Source organism: Pantoea rwandensis, assembly GCF_000759475.1.
Classification (GTDB): domain Bacteria; phylum Pseudomonadota; class Gammaproteobacteria; order Enterobacterales; family Enterobacteriaceae; genus Pantoea; species Pantoea rwandensis_B.
In genome coordinates this window covers 3758798-3773554 of record NZ_CP009454.1, presented here as the reverse complement: position 1 = coordinate 3773554, position 14757 = coordinate 3758798, and the positions used below count along the sequence as shown (strand labels likewise).

The following is a 14757-nucleotide window of genomic DNA, read 5'->3' as shown; positions in this document are numbered from 1 at the left end:
GGCTTACTGTTTGTAGGGATTTAATGTCGTGAATCCAATAACAACGCAGGAGGCTAATTGTGAGCTATCAATCTGTCGTGGAACTCAAGTCGCTGGCGCAGCGTAAACCCACCAAATTCACCGTGGGTGATGTCGATATGGTGCTGGTTCGCGATGGCGAACGGGTGCAGGCGTTGCAGGCAAAGTGCCCACATGCGGGAGCACCGTTAGAGCAGGGCGCAATCTGCGGCGATAAGCTGGTGTGTCCGTGGCACAAGGCGGTATTTCAACTGCGCGATGGCAAAATGTGTGAGCCGCTGGCATTAGCTAATCTCAAACGCTACCCGGTACGTGTTGAACAGGGCAAGGTGCTGGTCAATCCGCAGGCGATGTCGCCTGCCAGTGCGCCTGCGGCTCAGGGCGAATCACCGGTGTGCGTGATTTTAGGTTCCGGAGCCGCAGGCAGTGCGGCGATCTGGACGCTACGCGATGAAGGCTTTAGCGGTCACATTGTTTTGGTAGAGCGCGAATCCGCCGCCCCTTACGATCGCACCGCGCTGAGCAAATTTGTGCCTTCGGGAAAAATGGCGATTGAAGATGTGCCCAAACTCCTCAAGCCGGATTTACTGGGCTCGCTTCAGCGCATTCAGGGCGAGGTCGCGCAGCTCAAAGCGCAGGATCAGACGTTGATGCTTGCTGATGGTCAGAAAGTGAAATTTGATCAGCTATTAATAGCCAGCGGCGGCACTCCTCAGCCTCTCGCTATCCCCGGTAAGGATTTGCAGGGTGTGCATCTGCTACGTTCGCTGAATCAGGCCGATGAACTGCTCAAACAGGTGGATGAGACACAACAGTTGGTGATAATCGGCAATAGTTTTATTGGTATGGAGATGGCGGGTGCACTGCGCAATCGGGATGTGGATGTCACGGTCATTGCCCGTCATCCGCTGCCGTTTGCAAAGCAGTTTGGTGAAGAGATTGGACGCCATTTTTACGAACTGCATCGCAGCAATGGGGTGAAATTTGTTGAGGGGGAGCCGGAAGCGCTGGAAGGGGATGAGCAGGTGCGTGCGGTGCGCCTGAAAGGGGGCAAATCAGTGCCAGCAAGTCAGGTGCTGTTTGCCACCGGCGTGAAACCGGCGACGAATTTTATCCACGATTTGCCACTGCAGGACGATGGCAGCTTGCTCGCGGATGGGCAGCTACGCGTTGCTGAAAATATCTGGGTCGCGGGCGATATCGCCAGTTATCTTACGCCGCGTGGCCCGCAGCGCATTGAGCACTATCGTGTGGCACATCAGCAGGGACGTATCGCGGCACTCAATATGTTGGGCAAAGGGGTGATGTACGATCGCGTGCCGTTTTTCTGGACCGCGCATTATGGCACGCGCTACGAATATCTGGGCCATGCCGAAGAGTGGGACGACTACCGTCTGCTGGGATCGCTTCAGGACAAAAAATTTATCGCCTTTTACTGTCGTCAGGGCATCATCGCGGCGGTGTGTTCAGCAGGGATGTATACGCTGACGGCGGCGCTGGTGGAAACGATGCAGCAACCCATGACGCTGTCGCAAGGGCTGGCATTGTTTGAAGCGTATCAGGGACAGGGTGCATAAAGGGGTAACACGCCATTGGCCGGATTCAGGTGCGCAGGATGCGCACCTGATTAATTCGGAACGGTTACTGTTTACTTAATGCTTCGGACTTAGCCATGCACTGCTGCATCGCGTTGATCACCGCCGCGCGGAAGCCTTTCTCCTCCAGCACTTTCACCGCTTCGATGGTGGTGCCGCCAGGTGAGCACACCATATCTTTTAATTCGCCTGGGTGTTTACCGGTTTCCAGTACCATCTGCGCCGAGCCTTTGACCGCCTGTGCAGCAAACTGATAAGCCTGCGCACGTGGCATACCGCCCAGCACCGCGGCATCCGCCATCGCTTCAATAAACATAAACACATAAGCGGGTGCTGATCCGCTCACGCCGACCACGGCATGAATCAGATATTCATTTACGACCGCGGCTTTGCCGAAGCTTTCGAAAATGCCAACCACTTCATCGACTTCGTGCGGTTCCACCAGCACGTTAGGCGTGATTGAAGTCATACCTTCGTTCACCAGCGACGGCGTATTCGGCATGACGCGGATGATTTTGCGGTCGTGCCCGAGCACGGCGGCCAGCGAATCAAGGGTAACGCCTGCAGCAATCGACACCACCAGCGAATCTTTCTTCAATTGGCCCGCGAGATCTTTCAGCACCTTGAGAATCACATTCGGTTTCACGGCACCAAACAGGATATCGACTTCACGTGCCAGACTTTCCGGGCTCTCTGCCGCCGTCACGCCATATTGTTCTGCCATCGCCTGATTGGTGGCCGGTTTGCGGTCGCAGACCCAGATGTTGGCCGGGGCGATCAGCCCGCTGTTGACCAGTCCGCTGATAATGGCTTTCGCCATATTGCCGCAGCCGATAAACCCGATTTTCTTCTCCAGCATCGCTCTATCCTTTAAGTGTTCATTTTCTCGTGCGAGTTAGCTTACGACAGCTGTGCTGAATAACAAGCCGCGTAAAAATATTTGCCATTCTGCCGCAAGCGGGCAAGATCGCCTGCAATTCTGTAGGAAAAAGGAAAACACATGTCGATTTGGGTTGATGCCGATGCCTGCCCCAATGTCATCAAAGAAGTGCTGTATCGTGCCGCCGAACGCGCCAAAATCACCGTGACTTTCGTGGCGAATCAGCCGCTGCGCGTACCGCCATCACCGTGGCTGAAAACGCTGCAGGTCGCGGCGGGGTTTGATGTCGCTGACAACGAGATCGTGAAGCGTGTGCAGCCGGGCGAGCTGGTGATCACCGGGGATATTCCTTTAGCGGCAGAAGTGCTGGAGAAGGGCGCTGCGGCGTTGAATCCGCGTGGCGAGCGCTACTCACCGGATACCATTCGTCAGCGTCTGACCATGCGTGACTTTATGGAAACCCTGCGAGCGAGTGGCGTGCAAAGTGGCGGCCCGTCGGCGCTAAACCAACGTGACCGCCAGCTGTTTGCTAACGAATTGGATAAGTGGTTACGCCAGCGCTAATCAGACGAAGCTGTCATCGTCGTCGTAGTCGCCGCCACCAAAGTCACTGAAATCGTTGTTATCCGCAAAGCTGTTGTTATCCCAGCTGGCGTTGTCGTTCAGGAAGGCATTGTTGCTGTCATTACCGTTAAAGGTATCGAGGCTGTTATCCACCTGCGGCAGCGCCGGTTCGTTGATGATATTCACAATCTCTTCCGGCTGAGAATGATGGAACATGCTGGTGAGCATATCGGCCATCACCACACCCCCGGCCACACCTACAGCGGTCTGTAATGCACCGCCGAGGAACCCCGTGCCGCGCGCAGGCGGAGCCGCATATTGCTGTTGGGGCTGTGCGTATTGCTGCTGAGGCTGCTGCGGCGCGCTGCTCCACACTGGCTGTTGCTGCTGCGGCGCAGACTGGCGAGAACCGCCGCCAAACAGACTCGACAGGAAACCGCCGCTGCTCTGCTGCGGTGCTTGCTGTTGTTGCTGAGCCTGTGCCAGGCGATTCTCCAGATCGGCCACCTGAGCGTTGAGTTTTTTCAGCGCTGCTTCCTGAATCAGAATTGCCTGTGACATGTAATAAGGCGCACCAGGCTGGTTCTGCAAGTGCTGTTTAATCAGCTGTTCGGCTCCGGCGTCACGCGGGCCGCTCTGGGTTTCAGCCTGTTTCAGTCGGCTAAAGAGATTGTCGATTAACTGTTGTTCTTCATTCTGCATGGTGTGAACCTCCAATGATTCGTACCTCCTTATATGTGGTCAACGTGACAGAAAGTAAATCAATGGCCTGGTAAGGAAATGTTGCCCGTGCTTACAAATAGGTTGATGCACGAAATGCGCATCATTTTATCGTTATTAATCAAATTGATAGTGAATTCAGGGTCGTAAATGCGCGTAAATCGTGCTTCGCGGGTGGCTGATAAAATAAAATCCAGGTATCATGCGACGCAATATTGACCTGATGACCTTGCCCGTGCGGCATAAATACGGCGGAGGATGAGCCCGGATGTCATTACCCATCTATCTGATCGGCGCACGCGGTTGCGGTAAAACCACTATCGGCCAGGCCCTATCTCAGGCGCTTGGTTATGCCTTTAGCGATACCGATCATAACCTGCAGCTTACGACGCAACGCACCGTGGCGGAAATCGTCGCGGCTGAAGGCTGGGACAGCTTCCGTGCGCGCGAAACCGAGTCGCTGCGGGCGGTCACGGCGCCGGCAACGGTGATTGCCACCGGCGGCGGTATGGTGTTGGCTGAGGTGAATCGTCGCTTTATGCGCGAACATGGGCAGGTGATTTGGTTGAATGCCCCGTCAACGGTACTGGCCGATCGTCTTGAACGTCAGCCCGAAGCCGCACAGCGCCCGACGCTAACCGGTCGTCCGATTGCCGAAGAGATGAGCGATATTCTGCGTGAACGCGCGCATCTTTACCGTCAGACAGCACACCACGAAGTGAATGCCATGCAGGCGCCTGAACAGGTGGTTGATCAAATTCTTCAATCCCTTTCGCTCGCCCGCGCCAGCTAACCCCTTCAGATTTATCTCTCTTTTTTCTCGCGATCCGCCATTGTCTATACTCAGGTTAAGACAGGGGGATCGCCGCTGTCTGTGTGGAAACCAGACATAAGAGGGAAATCTATGCCAACTAAACCACCGTACCCGCGAGAAGCGCGCATCGTTGCCGTTGAGAAAGGCGCGGCAGGTAATACCGTGACATGGTATGAGTTACGCGCTGACCATCCGAAGCCCGACACACTGATCAGTGAGCATAAAACGGAAGCCGAAGCGCAGGATGCCAAAGCCCGCTACGAAGACGCGGATAAAGAGTAATGCTCGCGGGCAAGGACGCCTGTCAATCATTCATTACCTTCCGTGGTTAACTAGATATTTTCAACTGCCATAAAATGGCCATTACACCCGCCAGAACCGCCATCCTTTTCTGCTCTTATTCCATCTTGCCTGATAACGTCATTTTATTTTTAGCTTGCGCCGTATTTTATGCTGCGCTAAATCGACGCAAATATAGCCGGTTCAAAATTTGCGCTTGACCCGATCCGCAGAGCGAATTACTTTCATTGTATTGATATAGGAACTCAGTTCCACATAGTGAAACCAACATCATGACCACACTCGAAAACGCCGCTGCCGTACTTAAGCTTTTCCAGCGCTTTGGCGTGACGCAGGGCCATCCGGGCCTGACATTCACCGAGGTGGTTGAGGCGTTGGGATTGCCGAAAAGTACCGTTTCTCGCCTGCTGGCGACCATGGAAAGTGAAGGATTGCTTGAGCGTGATCCCGATAGTCGCTGTTTCCAGATTGGTCGTGTGCTGCTGTCGGTGGCCGGGCATTACTTATCTACGCCGTTGGTGGATAGCGCTTCCGCGCCCATGGCGCAGTTGGCGGCCAGCAGTGGTTGTATGGGCTACATCTCAGTACTGGATGGTCAGGACGTGCTGGTGATGCGCATGTATCACGGTCGTTTTTTCACCCAGTTGGTGACGCCGCCTGGTTCGCGCGTTTCTCTTTCCGGTACTTCAACCGGGCGCGTGCTGCTGGCGCAGTTGAGTGATGACGAAGTGCGTGCGCGTTTTGCCGATGACTGGCAAGCCGCATCCGCAAACTCGCCGTTGAACATTGATGCACTCTGTAAAGAATTAGCGGTGATTCGCCAGCAGGGCTGGGCACTGGCACGCAATGAGACGTTGCCGGGCATCAGCTCACTGGCGGTGGCGGTCACCAATAAACATCGCGGCGAAAGTGCCGCACTGTGTCTCTCGTTTCTCTCGCAAGAAGCGGCCCCGGGTTATCCGGACGCGCTGCTCAGCGAACTGCGCGCAACGGCTGCATTGATGGCCGAGAAATACGGCGCATAACCTTATTTTCGATTTAAAGGCGTTTATTCGCGCCACACCAGGGAAATAGCAGGTCTTCGGACCTGCCTATTTCAAAAATCAGGGAACGATTTATTAAAAGCGTTGATGTCCCGCGTGTCGGGCATAAAACGTATTACGCGTTTTCTACAGGGTGAAAATACGGGGATAATATGCGTCAACATAATCCAATAAAAAGTATCGGCGTGGGCTTAATGCTGGTTCTGCTGTCTGTAGCAGGTGCCATCATCGGGGTTCAGCTTATTACCACCATTGGGGTAACACCCAATACCTCTATTATCGGTGCGCTGTTTGCCATGCTGCTGGCGCGCATTCCTCTGCAATGGTTCCGTCGTTATCGCTCGATCGAAGTACAGAACCTTGCGCAAACCGCCATCTCTTCTGCCACCTTTGGTGCGGCGAACAGTCTGCTGATGCCGATTGCCGTGCCGTGGGCGCTGGGTGAACCGCAGCTGGTATTGCCGCTGTTTGTCGGTGTCAGTGCGGCGATGCTGCTGGATGCCTATTTGCTTTACCGCTTGTTTGATACCCGCGTGTTCCCCGCCAGCAATGCCTGGCCGCCGGGTGTGGCAGCAGCGGAAGCGATCAAAGCCGGCGATAAAGGCGGCCGTCAGGCGTGGCTGCTGGTGGTCGGTATTGTCGGCGGTATCGCTGGCTCAATGCTGAAAATCCCCATGTCAGCCTTCGGTACGGCTTTTATCGGCAATATCTGGGCGTTGAGCATGCTCGGTATTGGTTTCCTGTTGCGTGCCTATGCGCAACCAGTTGCTGGCATTGATATCAACGCACTTTATATTCCTCACGGCATGATGGTCGGCGCAGGATTAGTGGCGCTGATTCAGGTGGTCCAAGTGATCGTCAGCCGTCGCAATGAGCAGCTGAATGTCAGCCGCAGCGACAGCGAAGTGAAGCGCTCACTGGGCTTTGGCACCGTGGGTTACATCATTATCTCCACGCTGCTGGCACTGGCGGGCGGTTTGTGGAGCCAGATGGGCTTGCCGATGCTGGTGCTGTTCATCGTCTATGCCGCGTTCGCCGCCTTTGTGCATGAGCTGATTGTCGGTATCGCCGCGATGCACTCGGGCTGGTTCCCGGCATTTGCGGTGGCGTTGATTACCCTGATCCTCGGTATTCTGCTCGGTTTCCCGCCGCTGGCGCTCTGCCTGTTGTGTGGCTTCACCGCCGCAACAGGACCGGCGTTTGCCGATATGGGTTATGACCTGAAAGCAGGCTTTATTTTGCGCGGTAATGGAGCCGATCTGCAGCAAGAGCTGTGGGGCCGCCGTATCCAGCTGATCGCCGCGATGATCGCCTTCGTGATCTGTATTCCGGTGGTGTGGTACGCACACAACTTATTCTTCGCAGAGAATCTGCTGCCGCCAGTGGCACGCGTTTACGCCAAAACCATTCAGGCCGGTGCCGAGCCAGGCATTGCCGGAAGCTTGCTGATGTGGGCAATTCCTGGTGCGATTATTCAGTTTATCGGTGGGCCGAAGCGTCAGTTAGGCGTATTGCTGGCGACCGGTTTGTTAATCAACAACGCCGCGGCAGGTTGGGCGGTGATGGTGGGGATCGCGCTGCGTATCCTGATCATTCGTGTGTGGGGCGAGCGTGGACGTTCACCGATGGAGGTGATGGCCGCAGGGTTTATTGCGGGCGACGCGCTGTACAGCTTCTTCCATTCTCTTTTTGCCAGTAGCACCAAGAAATAACCCAGGGAATTCAATATGAGTTTACAGCAGACACTGCAGGTTTTTGAGTTACTCGACAGCGCCTATGTCGATGGGCAGCAGGTGGTGGATCTTTTTGCCCACTACCCAGGCGTGACCGCCAGCTTCAAACGTGTGACCGGTCCTAAAGGGCGTACCGATTTCGTGCGCATTGATATTCCTGGTGCGCAGGGCAAGAGCAAAGGCGGCACTGCGCCGACGTTGGGTATTGTCGGCCGTTTGGGCGGCATCGGTGCGCGTCCAACGCGTATCGGTATGGTGTCGGATGCGGATGGCGCAGTGGCGGCGGTGAGCAGTGCGCTGAAGCTGGCACAGATGCAGACTAAAGGCGATGTGCTGGCGGGTGACGTGATTATCACTACTCACATCTGCCCGGATGCGCCAACACGTCCGCATGAGCCCGTGGATTTCATGGATTCGCCTTGCGACGACATCACCATGAATGACAACGAAGTGATTGATGGCGTTGATGCCATCCTTTCAATCGATACCACCAAAGGTAACCGTATCCTGAACCATAAAGGCTACGCGATCTCGCCGACGGTGAAAGAGGGTTACATCCTGCGCGTGTCAGAAGATCTGCTGCGCATCATGGAGATGACCAGTGGCCGTCCAGCGGTGACGTTCCCGATCACCACGCAGGACATCACGCCCTACGGCAACGGTGTCTATCACCTTAACAGCATCCTGCAGCCGTCAACCGCCACCGATGTACCTGTGGTCGGTGTGGCAATTTGCGCGGAGTCTGTGGTGCCAGGTTGCGGCACCGGTGCCAGCCATGAAGTCGATATCGCAGCTACCGTGAAGTTTGCGGTGGAAGTGGCGAAAGAGTTTGGCCGTGAAACCTGCCAGTTCTATGACCAGCAAGAGTATGCGTTGCTGCATTCTTTGTATGGTAGTCTCAGCCACCTGCGCACGCGGAAAGCCTAATGATGAAACAGTCCCTGGTTACTTTAACGATTGGTCAATCCCCGCGTAGCGACATTCTGCCGCTGCTGCAGGATCACTTGCCGGAAGAGCAGGTGGCTCATGCCGGATTACTCGACGGCCTGACCTTAGCCGAGGTTGAGCAGTTCTATTCACCTGAAGCGGGTGAGAAGGTGCTGGTTTCACGCATGACCAGCGGCGAGCAAGTGCGTTTGTCGGGACCGAAAGTGGAGCAGGGGCTGCAGCGCAAGATCAGTGCGCTGGAAGAGCAGGGCTACGATACGATTTTGCTGCTGTGCACCGGTGAATTTGGCACGCTGAAAACCGAAAAGGCGCTGTTACTGGAGCCGGATCGTATTATCCCACCGCTGGTGAGTGCCATTGTGCAGGAACATAAGGTGGGCATCGTGGTGCCGGTAACGGAGCAGATCGCTGAGCAGGCCAGCAAATGGCGTAATCTGCACAGCGCGCCTTGTTTTGCCGTCGCCAGCCCTTATCTGGCACAGCAGAATGATTTGATCGAGGCGGGCCTGTCTCTGCAAGAGCAGGGCGCGGATGTGGTGGTGCTTGACTGTATTGGCTATCACCAGAAGCACCGGGATTTCCTGCAGAAAATGCTGGGCATTCCGGTACTGTTATCCAACGTGCTGGTGGCGAAGTTAGCGGCAGAATTGATCGTCTGACTGAGGCCGATCACAACTCGTGTTCTAAGCTGCTTTTTCGCGTGACAGATCAGCGAGTTCCCTTGTAATCTGCCAGACACCATAATGTGCTGTGAGGAAGTAACATGCTCAACGTAAGTGAGTATTTCGACGGGAAAGTGAAATCCATTGGTTTCGACAGCGTAACCATTGGCCGTGCCAGCGTTGGCGTGATGGCAGAAGGTGAATACACCTTCGGTACAGGACAGCCGGAAGAGATGACGGTCGTGAGCGGCGCACTGAAAGTGCTGCTGCCGGGTGAAACCGAGTGGAAATGGTACGAAGCCGGTTCGGTTTTCAACGTGCCTGGCCACAGCGAATTCCATTTGCAGGTGGCTGAGCCAACGTCTTATCTGTGCCGCTACTTGTAAGCGCTGACTTTCAGCATGAGTCATCATTAAACCGGGAATGCTTTTAGCATTCCCGGTTTCTTTTTGGTCGTAGCATATATACGGGCGCGAGGACCGCCAGCCCCTGAACGGCACCAGACTGGGTTAACCCGTCGCTTAACGGACAAGCACCCCGCTACAGCGGGGTTTGATCAATAAAAGCTTCAGCGCTTGGCTTCGCCGCCTAACGCTTCCACCAGATTGCTGATCAACGCGGCCAGTTCGCCGGTCATCAGGGTGAAATCCGCATCAAAGCGCATGGCGAAATCATCGCGGTCAATGTCGTCATTCTGCTCACGCAGCGTGTCGCTGAACTTCAGACGCTTGATTGATGCATCGTCGGCAATCACCAGTTGAATGCGTTCCTGCCAGTCCAGAGCCAGTTTGGTCACGACTTTATCGGCTTCGATATGGGTGGCGATCTCATCGGAGATCAGATCCTGTTTCTTGCAACGAATCACGCCGCCATCTTCCAGAATTGCTTTCAGCTCCGCTTCATCCATCAACGCGAAGCCGGCAGGCAATTCGCCAGAACGTACCCATTCTGTCAGTGTCAGCTCAATCGGAGTTTCCAGCGTGAGTGGCACCACCGGCAGTGAACCGATGCTCTTACGCAGCAGCGCCAGGGTGTCTTCCGCTTTCTTGGCGCTGGCACAATCGACGATGATCAGGTTGTTCACGGTATCGATCCACATAAACGTCTGGCTGAAACGGCTAAACGCGCGTGGCAGCAGGCTATGCAGCACTTCATCTTTCAGCGAGTCTTTCTCGGTCTTTTTCAGCTTGCGGCTCTGTTCCGCTTCCAGCTTGTCGATTTTCGCTTCCAGCGCCTGCTTCACCACGGGTGAAGGCAGGATCTTCTGCTCGGTGCGCGCGCAAATCACGATCTGACCGTTGATTTCATGCGTCAGCGCTTCACCGCGGTTGCCCATCGGTGACACCCAGCCGGTTTTCGCCATATCCTGGCTGCCACAAGGGGAAAACGTGAAGGCGTCGAGCTGTTTTTCCAGATCGTCTGCGGACAGTGGGATGTCACGATTCAGACGATAAACCATCATATTTTTAAACCACAACATCGGGATTCCTTACCGTGGGTGCGATCGGGCGCACAAGTCTCAAAGTCAGCGCGCATGATAGCGAAACATCGGATTGGTTTCATTGCCTTTCCCGATTCAGCCTTCTACTGTATCTGTCACCTGAACGAATAATGAGGAATAAATCGTGCGTATTGGGATTGATTTAGGCGGTACCAAGATTGAAGTGATTGCGCTCTCCGATCAGGGGCAAGAGCTGTTCCGTCACCGCGTCAATACCCCGCGCGATGACTATGCCGCCACAGTCCAGGCGATTGTGGATTTAGTGCTACTGGCAGAGGAGAAAACCGGGGAAAAGGGCACCGTGGGGATCGGCATTCCCGGGACGATTTCGCCGTACACCCAGCGGGTCAAAAACGCCAACTCGACCTGGCTGAATGGACAGCCGTTAGACAAAGATCTGGCCGAGGCGCTGAATCGTGACGTGCGCATTGCCAACGATGCGAATTGTTTGGCGGTGTCTGAAGCGGTGGATGGTGCAGGCGCGGGCAAACCACTGGTGTTCGCGGTGATCATCGGCACCGGTTCGGGTGCGGGCGTGGCGATTGGCGGTGAGTCGCGTATTGGCGGCAATGGTAACGCTGGCGAGTGGGGCCACAATCCGCTGCCGTGGATGGATGAAGATGAACTGCGCCATCGCGAAGAAGTGCCGTGCTATTGCGGCTTGCAGGGCTGTATTGAGACCTTTGTTTCGGGCACGGGTTTTGCCATCGACTATCAACGCTTAAGCGGTAAGACATTGAAGGGCGCGGAAATCATCAAGTTGATTGAGCAGCAGGATCCGGTAGCGGAACTGGCGATGAGCCGTTACGAAATGCGCTTAGCCAAATCGCTGGCGCAAGTGGTGAACTTGCTCGATCCGGATGTGATCGTGCTGGGTGGCGGCATGAGTAACAATGACCGCTTGTATCAGACGGTGCCCACGCTGATGAAGCAGTGGGTGTTTGGCCGCGAATGTGAAACGCCAGTGCTGAAAGCGGTGCACGGCGATTCAAGTGGCGTGCGCGGTGCGGCATGGCTGTGGCCGCTGAAAGGGTAATAAAAAGGTCGCTTTGATAGCGTAAGTTCTTCCATGAAGCACCAGACGATAATGCAGGCTGGCGCCGCTTAGAGGCGCCAGCCTGCTATTTACCTATTGTGCGTGTTGTTGAATAAAAGGACCCTGACAGCGCATTTGTATTTTTGCGCGCGAGGCAATTCCGTGATTATTCTCCCATCAGCATCGCATCCTGCGGTGCGTTCTGACGCTGGGTTTTGGTCGCGAGGAAGTAAATATATCCCACCACCATAATCCCCACGAACAGCCCGCCAATCACCGGGTTAAACCACAGCATGGCAATCAAACACACCAGTGACAGCACCAGCGCGATACCTGGAATAATGGGGTAACCCGGCGCGCGGAAGCTGCGTTCCATTTCGGGTGCGGTGCGGCGCAATTTAAACAGGCTCAGCATGCTCATCAGGTACATCACGATGGCACCAAATACTGCCATGGTGATCATCGCCGCCGTCAGCGTCATGCCTTGCAGGTTAATCAGACCATCGCTGTAAATCGCCGCGATACCAATCACGCCACCGGCAATAATCGCGCGGTGCGGCGTCTGGAAACGTGACAACTTCGCCAGGCTCTGCGGCAGATAACCGGCACGCGCCAGCGCAAAGAACTGACGTGAATAGCCAAGGATAATGCCGTGGAAGCTGGCGACCAGACCAAACAAGCCAATCCACACCAGCATATGCATCCAGTTGGAGTGCTCGCCGACAATCATCTTCATCGCCTGCGGCAGCGGATCGTTAATATCCGACAGCTTGCGCCAGTCACCTGCGCCACCCGCCAGCAGCATCACGCCAATCGCCAGCACCACCAGCGTCAAAATGCCGGTAATGTAGGCCTTGGGAATGGTGCGTTTTGGGTCTTTGGCCTCTTCGGCAGCCATGGCGGCGCCCTCTATGGCGAGGAAGAACCAGATGGCAAACGGAATGGCGGCGAAGATGCCGGAAAGGGCTGGCATACCGAAGTGATCGCTTCCCGCCCAACCGTTAGCCGCAAAGTTAGCGATACTGAAGCCCGGTGAAACCACGCCCATAAACACCAGCAGTTCCAGTACCGCCAGCACCGTCACCACCAATTCAAACATCGCGGCCAGCTTCACGCCGAGGATGTTGAGCGTCATGAACACCAGATAAGCGCCGACCGCAGCGTTTTTCGGGTTGAGATCCGGGTACTGCACGTTGAGATAGGCACCGATCGCCATGGCAATCGCTGGTGGGGCGAACACAAACTCAATCAGCGTGGCCAGCCCGGCAATCAAACCACCGGTTTCACCAAAGGCGCGGCGGCTGTAGGCAAACGGCCCCCCGGCGTGTGGAATGGCGGTGGTCAATTCGGTAAAGCTAAAAATAAAGCAGGTGTACATGGTGGCGATCAGTGCGGTGGTGATCAGGAACCCCAACGTGCCCGCCACGCCCCAGCCATAACTCCAGCCAAAATACTCCCCGGAAATTACCAGTCCAACCGCGATACCCCACAAATGCAGAGTGCCCAGCGTGGGTTTGAGCTTACTCGTCATAATCGTCTCCCCGTCGTGATTGTTGTGCGGCGGCTGCACCGCGCTGTTTTGTTCTATGCACTACAGTGAAGTGATAATGCCGCCGCCTGCAGCGGGAAAACTTGACGCAGGCGCAGTGAGTTTTGTCCTCCACGGTCAACTCAGAGGCAAGAAAAGTGCCAGTTGCACGCTGCGGTCAACTTTGGGTTATCTGCGGTCAAGCAGTCAGGACGCCGTCATCCCATGCTGATAACACTTGCTACCCATAAGATTGATGCTGGAGACAGATGAATGAGCGCCAAACAATCCGATTCCCTGACCGATGCTGCCATGACGATACTTGCACAGCAGGCGCTGGCCTGTTACCCCGCGCCCTTGCAGGGTGAGCTGAAGCTCCTGTGCCGCTCTGAAAATGCCACCTTCCTGCTGCTCGCCGGCGGAAAGCGTTATGCGCTGCGTCTGCATCGTCCTGACTATCACAGCAAAGCCGATATCCAGAGTGAGTTGCTGTGGCTGGATGCGTTGCGTGAGATCGGCATTATGGTGCCGCAGGCGATCCCAGCCCTTGATGGCGAAACCGTGTTGACCTTAGGCATGCCAGATGGCGGCGTGCGACATGCGGTACTGTTTCACTGGATCGAAGGGGATATGCCCACCACTGATGTCGATCCCAAAGCCTTCCAGCAGCTCGGGCACATCACCGCGCGCCTGCACCAGCACAGCCGTAGCTGGCAAAAACCGGCAGGCTTCCAGCGCATCATCTGGGATCATCACACCATGGTCAGCGATCACAGCCACTGGGGGCGCTGGCAGGATGCGCCAAATCTCAATCCGGCCGATCATGGCATCGTGGCGGAGGCCGTAACGCGTGTGGGACTGGAGCTGCAAGACTTTGGCAAAGGCACGGATCGTTATGGATTGATCCACGCCGATCTGCGCCTCACCAATTTACTGCTGCATAAAGGTGAAACCCGGGTGATCGATTTTGATGACTGCGGCATGGGCTGGTATCTGCACGATCTGGCGGCGGCGATCAGTTTTGTTGAGCATCATCCGCGTGCCGCCGAATGGGTGGATAACTGGATCCAGGGCTACGAGCGTGTGGCGCACATCAGTGATGAGGAGATGGCGCTGGTGCCGACGCTGTTGATTCAACGCCGTATCCAGATGACCGCATGGATGGGCACACACGCAGACACCGAGATGGCGCTGAGCCTTGGGCCGCGTTGGGCCGATCACTCGGTGCGTCTATGCCGTCGCTATCTGGAAACCAATCAGTTGCCGGTTGGCGTTTAGGTTGCACCAGTAGTGAGCAGCACTGCGTCGTAGCGGCGCAATCTATTGCGCGGTGTGAGATGACCTTTCACGCCGTTGCGCCATAAATCGCGCCTCGATGCTGTGTGCTGAGCGTGAGCGGAGAGCAACGGAATGCC

15 protein-coding genes are annotated in these 14757 nt (G+C 55.6%); 11 read left to right on the top strand and 4 right to left on the bottom strand.

The annotated features are described in order from the left end of the window. Nucleotides 1–59 precede the first annotated feature (59 nt). Nucleotides 60–1595 carry an FAD-dependent oxidoreductase gene (locus LH22_RS17365; protein WP_038648675.1) on the top strand — a complete coding sequence of 512 codons (1536 nt, stop codon included), beginning with the start codon at nt 60–62 and terminating at the stop codon, nt 1593–1595. Between the two features lie 64 nt (nt 1596–1659). On the opposite strand, the gene proC is transcribed toward LH22_RS17365, so the two are convergent. Continuing rightward, nucleotides 1660–2472, bottom strand: a complete 813-nt coding sequence (proC, locus tag LH22_RS17360) for a pyrroline-5-carboxylate reductase (protein ID WP_034830503.1) — start codon at nt 2470–2472, stop codon at nt 1660–1662. Between the two features lie 141 nt (nt 2473–2613). Between proC and LH22_RS17355 the strand changes: the two genes are divergently transcribed. After that, nucleotides 2614–3057: a YaiI/YqxD family protein gene (locus LH22_RS17355; RefSeq protein WP_038648672.1), complete on the top strand. Its 444-nt coding sequence runs from the start codon at nt 2614–2616 to the stop codon at nt 3055–3057. Here the strand turns inward: LH22_RS17355 and LH22_RS17350 are convergent, their stop codons facing one another. Continuing rightward, nucleotides 3058–3759, bottom strand: a complete 702-nt coding sequence (locus LH22_RS17350) for a DUF2076 domain-containing protein (protein WP_038648670.1) — start codon at nt 3757–3759, stop codon at nt 3058–3060. 286 nt (nt 3760–4045) lie between these two features. Between LH22_RS17350 and aroL the strand changes: the two genes are divergently transcribed. The 7 genes from aroL to ppnP all read left to right on the top strand — a co-directional run bounded on the left by aroL (nt 4046) and on the right by ppnP (nt 9663). Next, the gene (aroL, locus tag LH22_RS17345) at nt 4046–4570 is read left to right on the top strand and encodes a shikimate kinase AroL (protein ID WP_034830512.1); all 525 of its coding nucleotides are present in this window, start codon (nt 4046–4048) and stop codon (nt 4568–4570) included. 111 nt (nt 4571–4681) lie between these two features. Continuing rightward, complete coding sequence (locus LH22_RS17340) at nt 4682–4873, top strand: YaiA family protein (RefSeq protein ID WP_038648667.1); 192 nt, start codon at nt 4682–4684, stop codon at nt 4871–4873. 290 nt (nt 4874–5163) lie between these two features. Continuing rightward, nucleotides 5164–5916, top strand: coding sequence for an IclR family transcriptional regulator (locus LH22_RS17335; protein ID WP_038648664.1), 753 nt, complete (start codon nt 5164–5166; stop codon nt 5914–5916). Nucleotides 5917–6086: 170 nt separating this feature from the next. Further along, nucleotides 6087–7646 (top strand): OPT/YSL family transporter, encoded by a 1560-nt coding sequence (locus tag LH22_RS17330; RefSeq protein ID WP_038648662.1) that lies wholly within the window; start codon nt 6087–6089, stop codon nt 7644–7646. Between the two features lie 15 nt (nt 7647–7661). Beyond that, complete coding sequence (locus LH22_RS17325) at nt 7662–8594, top strand: DUF1177 domain-containing protein (RefSeq protein ID WP_038648658.1); 933 nt, start codon at nt 7662–7664, stop codon at nt 8592–8594. 2 nt (nt 8595–8596) lie between these two features. Further along, on the top strand, nt 8597–9274 hold the full coding sequence (locus LH22_RS17320) for an AroM family protein (RefSeq protein ID WP_038650255.1): 678 nt from the start codon (nt 8597–8599) through the stop codon (nt 9272–9274). Between the two features lie 104 nt (nt 9275–9378). Then, nucleotides 9379–9663, top strand: a complete 285-nt coding sequence (ppnP, locus tag LH22_RS17315) for a pyrimidine/purine nucleoside phosphorylase (protein ID WP_034830521.1) — start codon at nt 9379–9381, stop codon at nt 9661–9663. A gap of 182 nt (nt 9664–9845) precedes the next feature. On the opposite strand, the gene rdgC is transcribed toward ppnP, so the two are convergent. Then, nucleotides 9846–10757, bottom strand: a complete 912-nt coding sequence (gene rdgC, locus LH22_RS17310) for a recombination-associated protein RdgC (RefSeq protein ID WP_038648655.1) — start codon at nt 10755–10757, stop codon at nt 9846–9848. Between the two features lie 145 nt (nt 10758–10902). Here rdgC and mak point away from each other — a divergent pair, with 145 nt between their 5' ends. Next, entirely contained in the window at nt 10903–11814 is a 912-nt protein-coding gene (gene mak / locus LH22_RS17305; RefSeq protein ID WP_038648652.1) for a fructokinase, read from the top strand. Between the two features lie 166 nt (nt 11815–11980). Here mak and eat read toward each other — a convergent pair whose 3' ends face one another. Then, nucleotides 11981–13345 carry an ethanolamine permease gene (gene eat / locus LH22_RS17300; RefSeq protein WP_038648649.1) on the bottom strand — a complete coding sequence of 455 codons (1365 nt, stop codon included), beginning with the start codon at nt 13343–13345 and terminating at the stop codon, nt 11981–11983. Between the two features lie 270 nt (nt 13346–13615). On the opposite strand from eat, the gene LH22_RS17295 reads away from it, so the two are divergent. After that, on the top strand, nt 13616–14620 hold the full coding sequence (locus LH22_RS17295; RefSeq protein WP_038648646.1) for a phosphotransferase enzyme family protein: 1005 nt from the start codon (nt 13616–13618) through the stop codon (nt 14618–14620). The last annotated feature ends 137 nt before the right edge of the window (nt 14621–14757 follow it).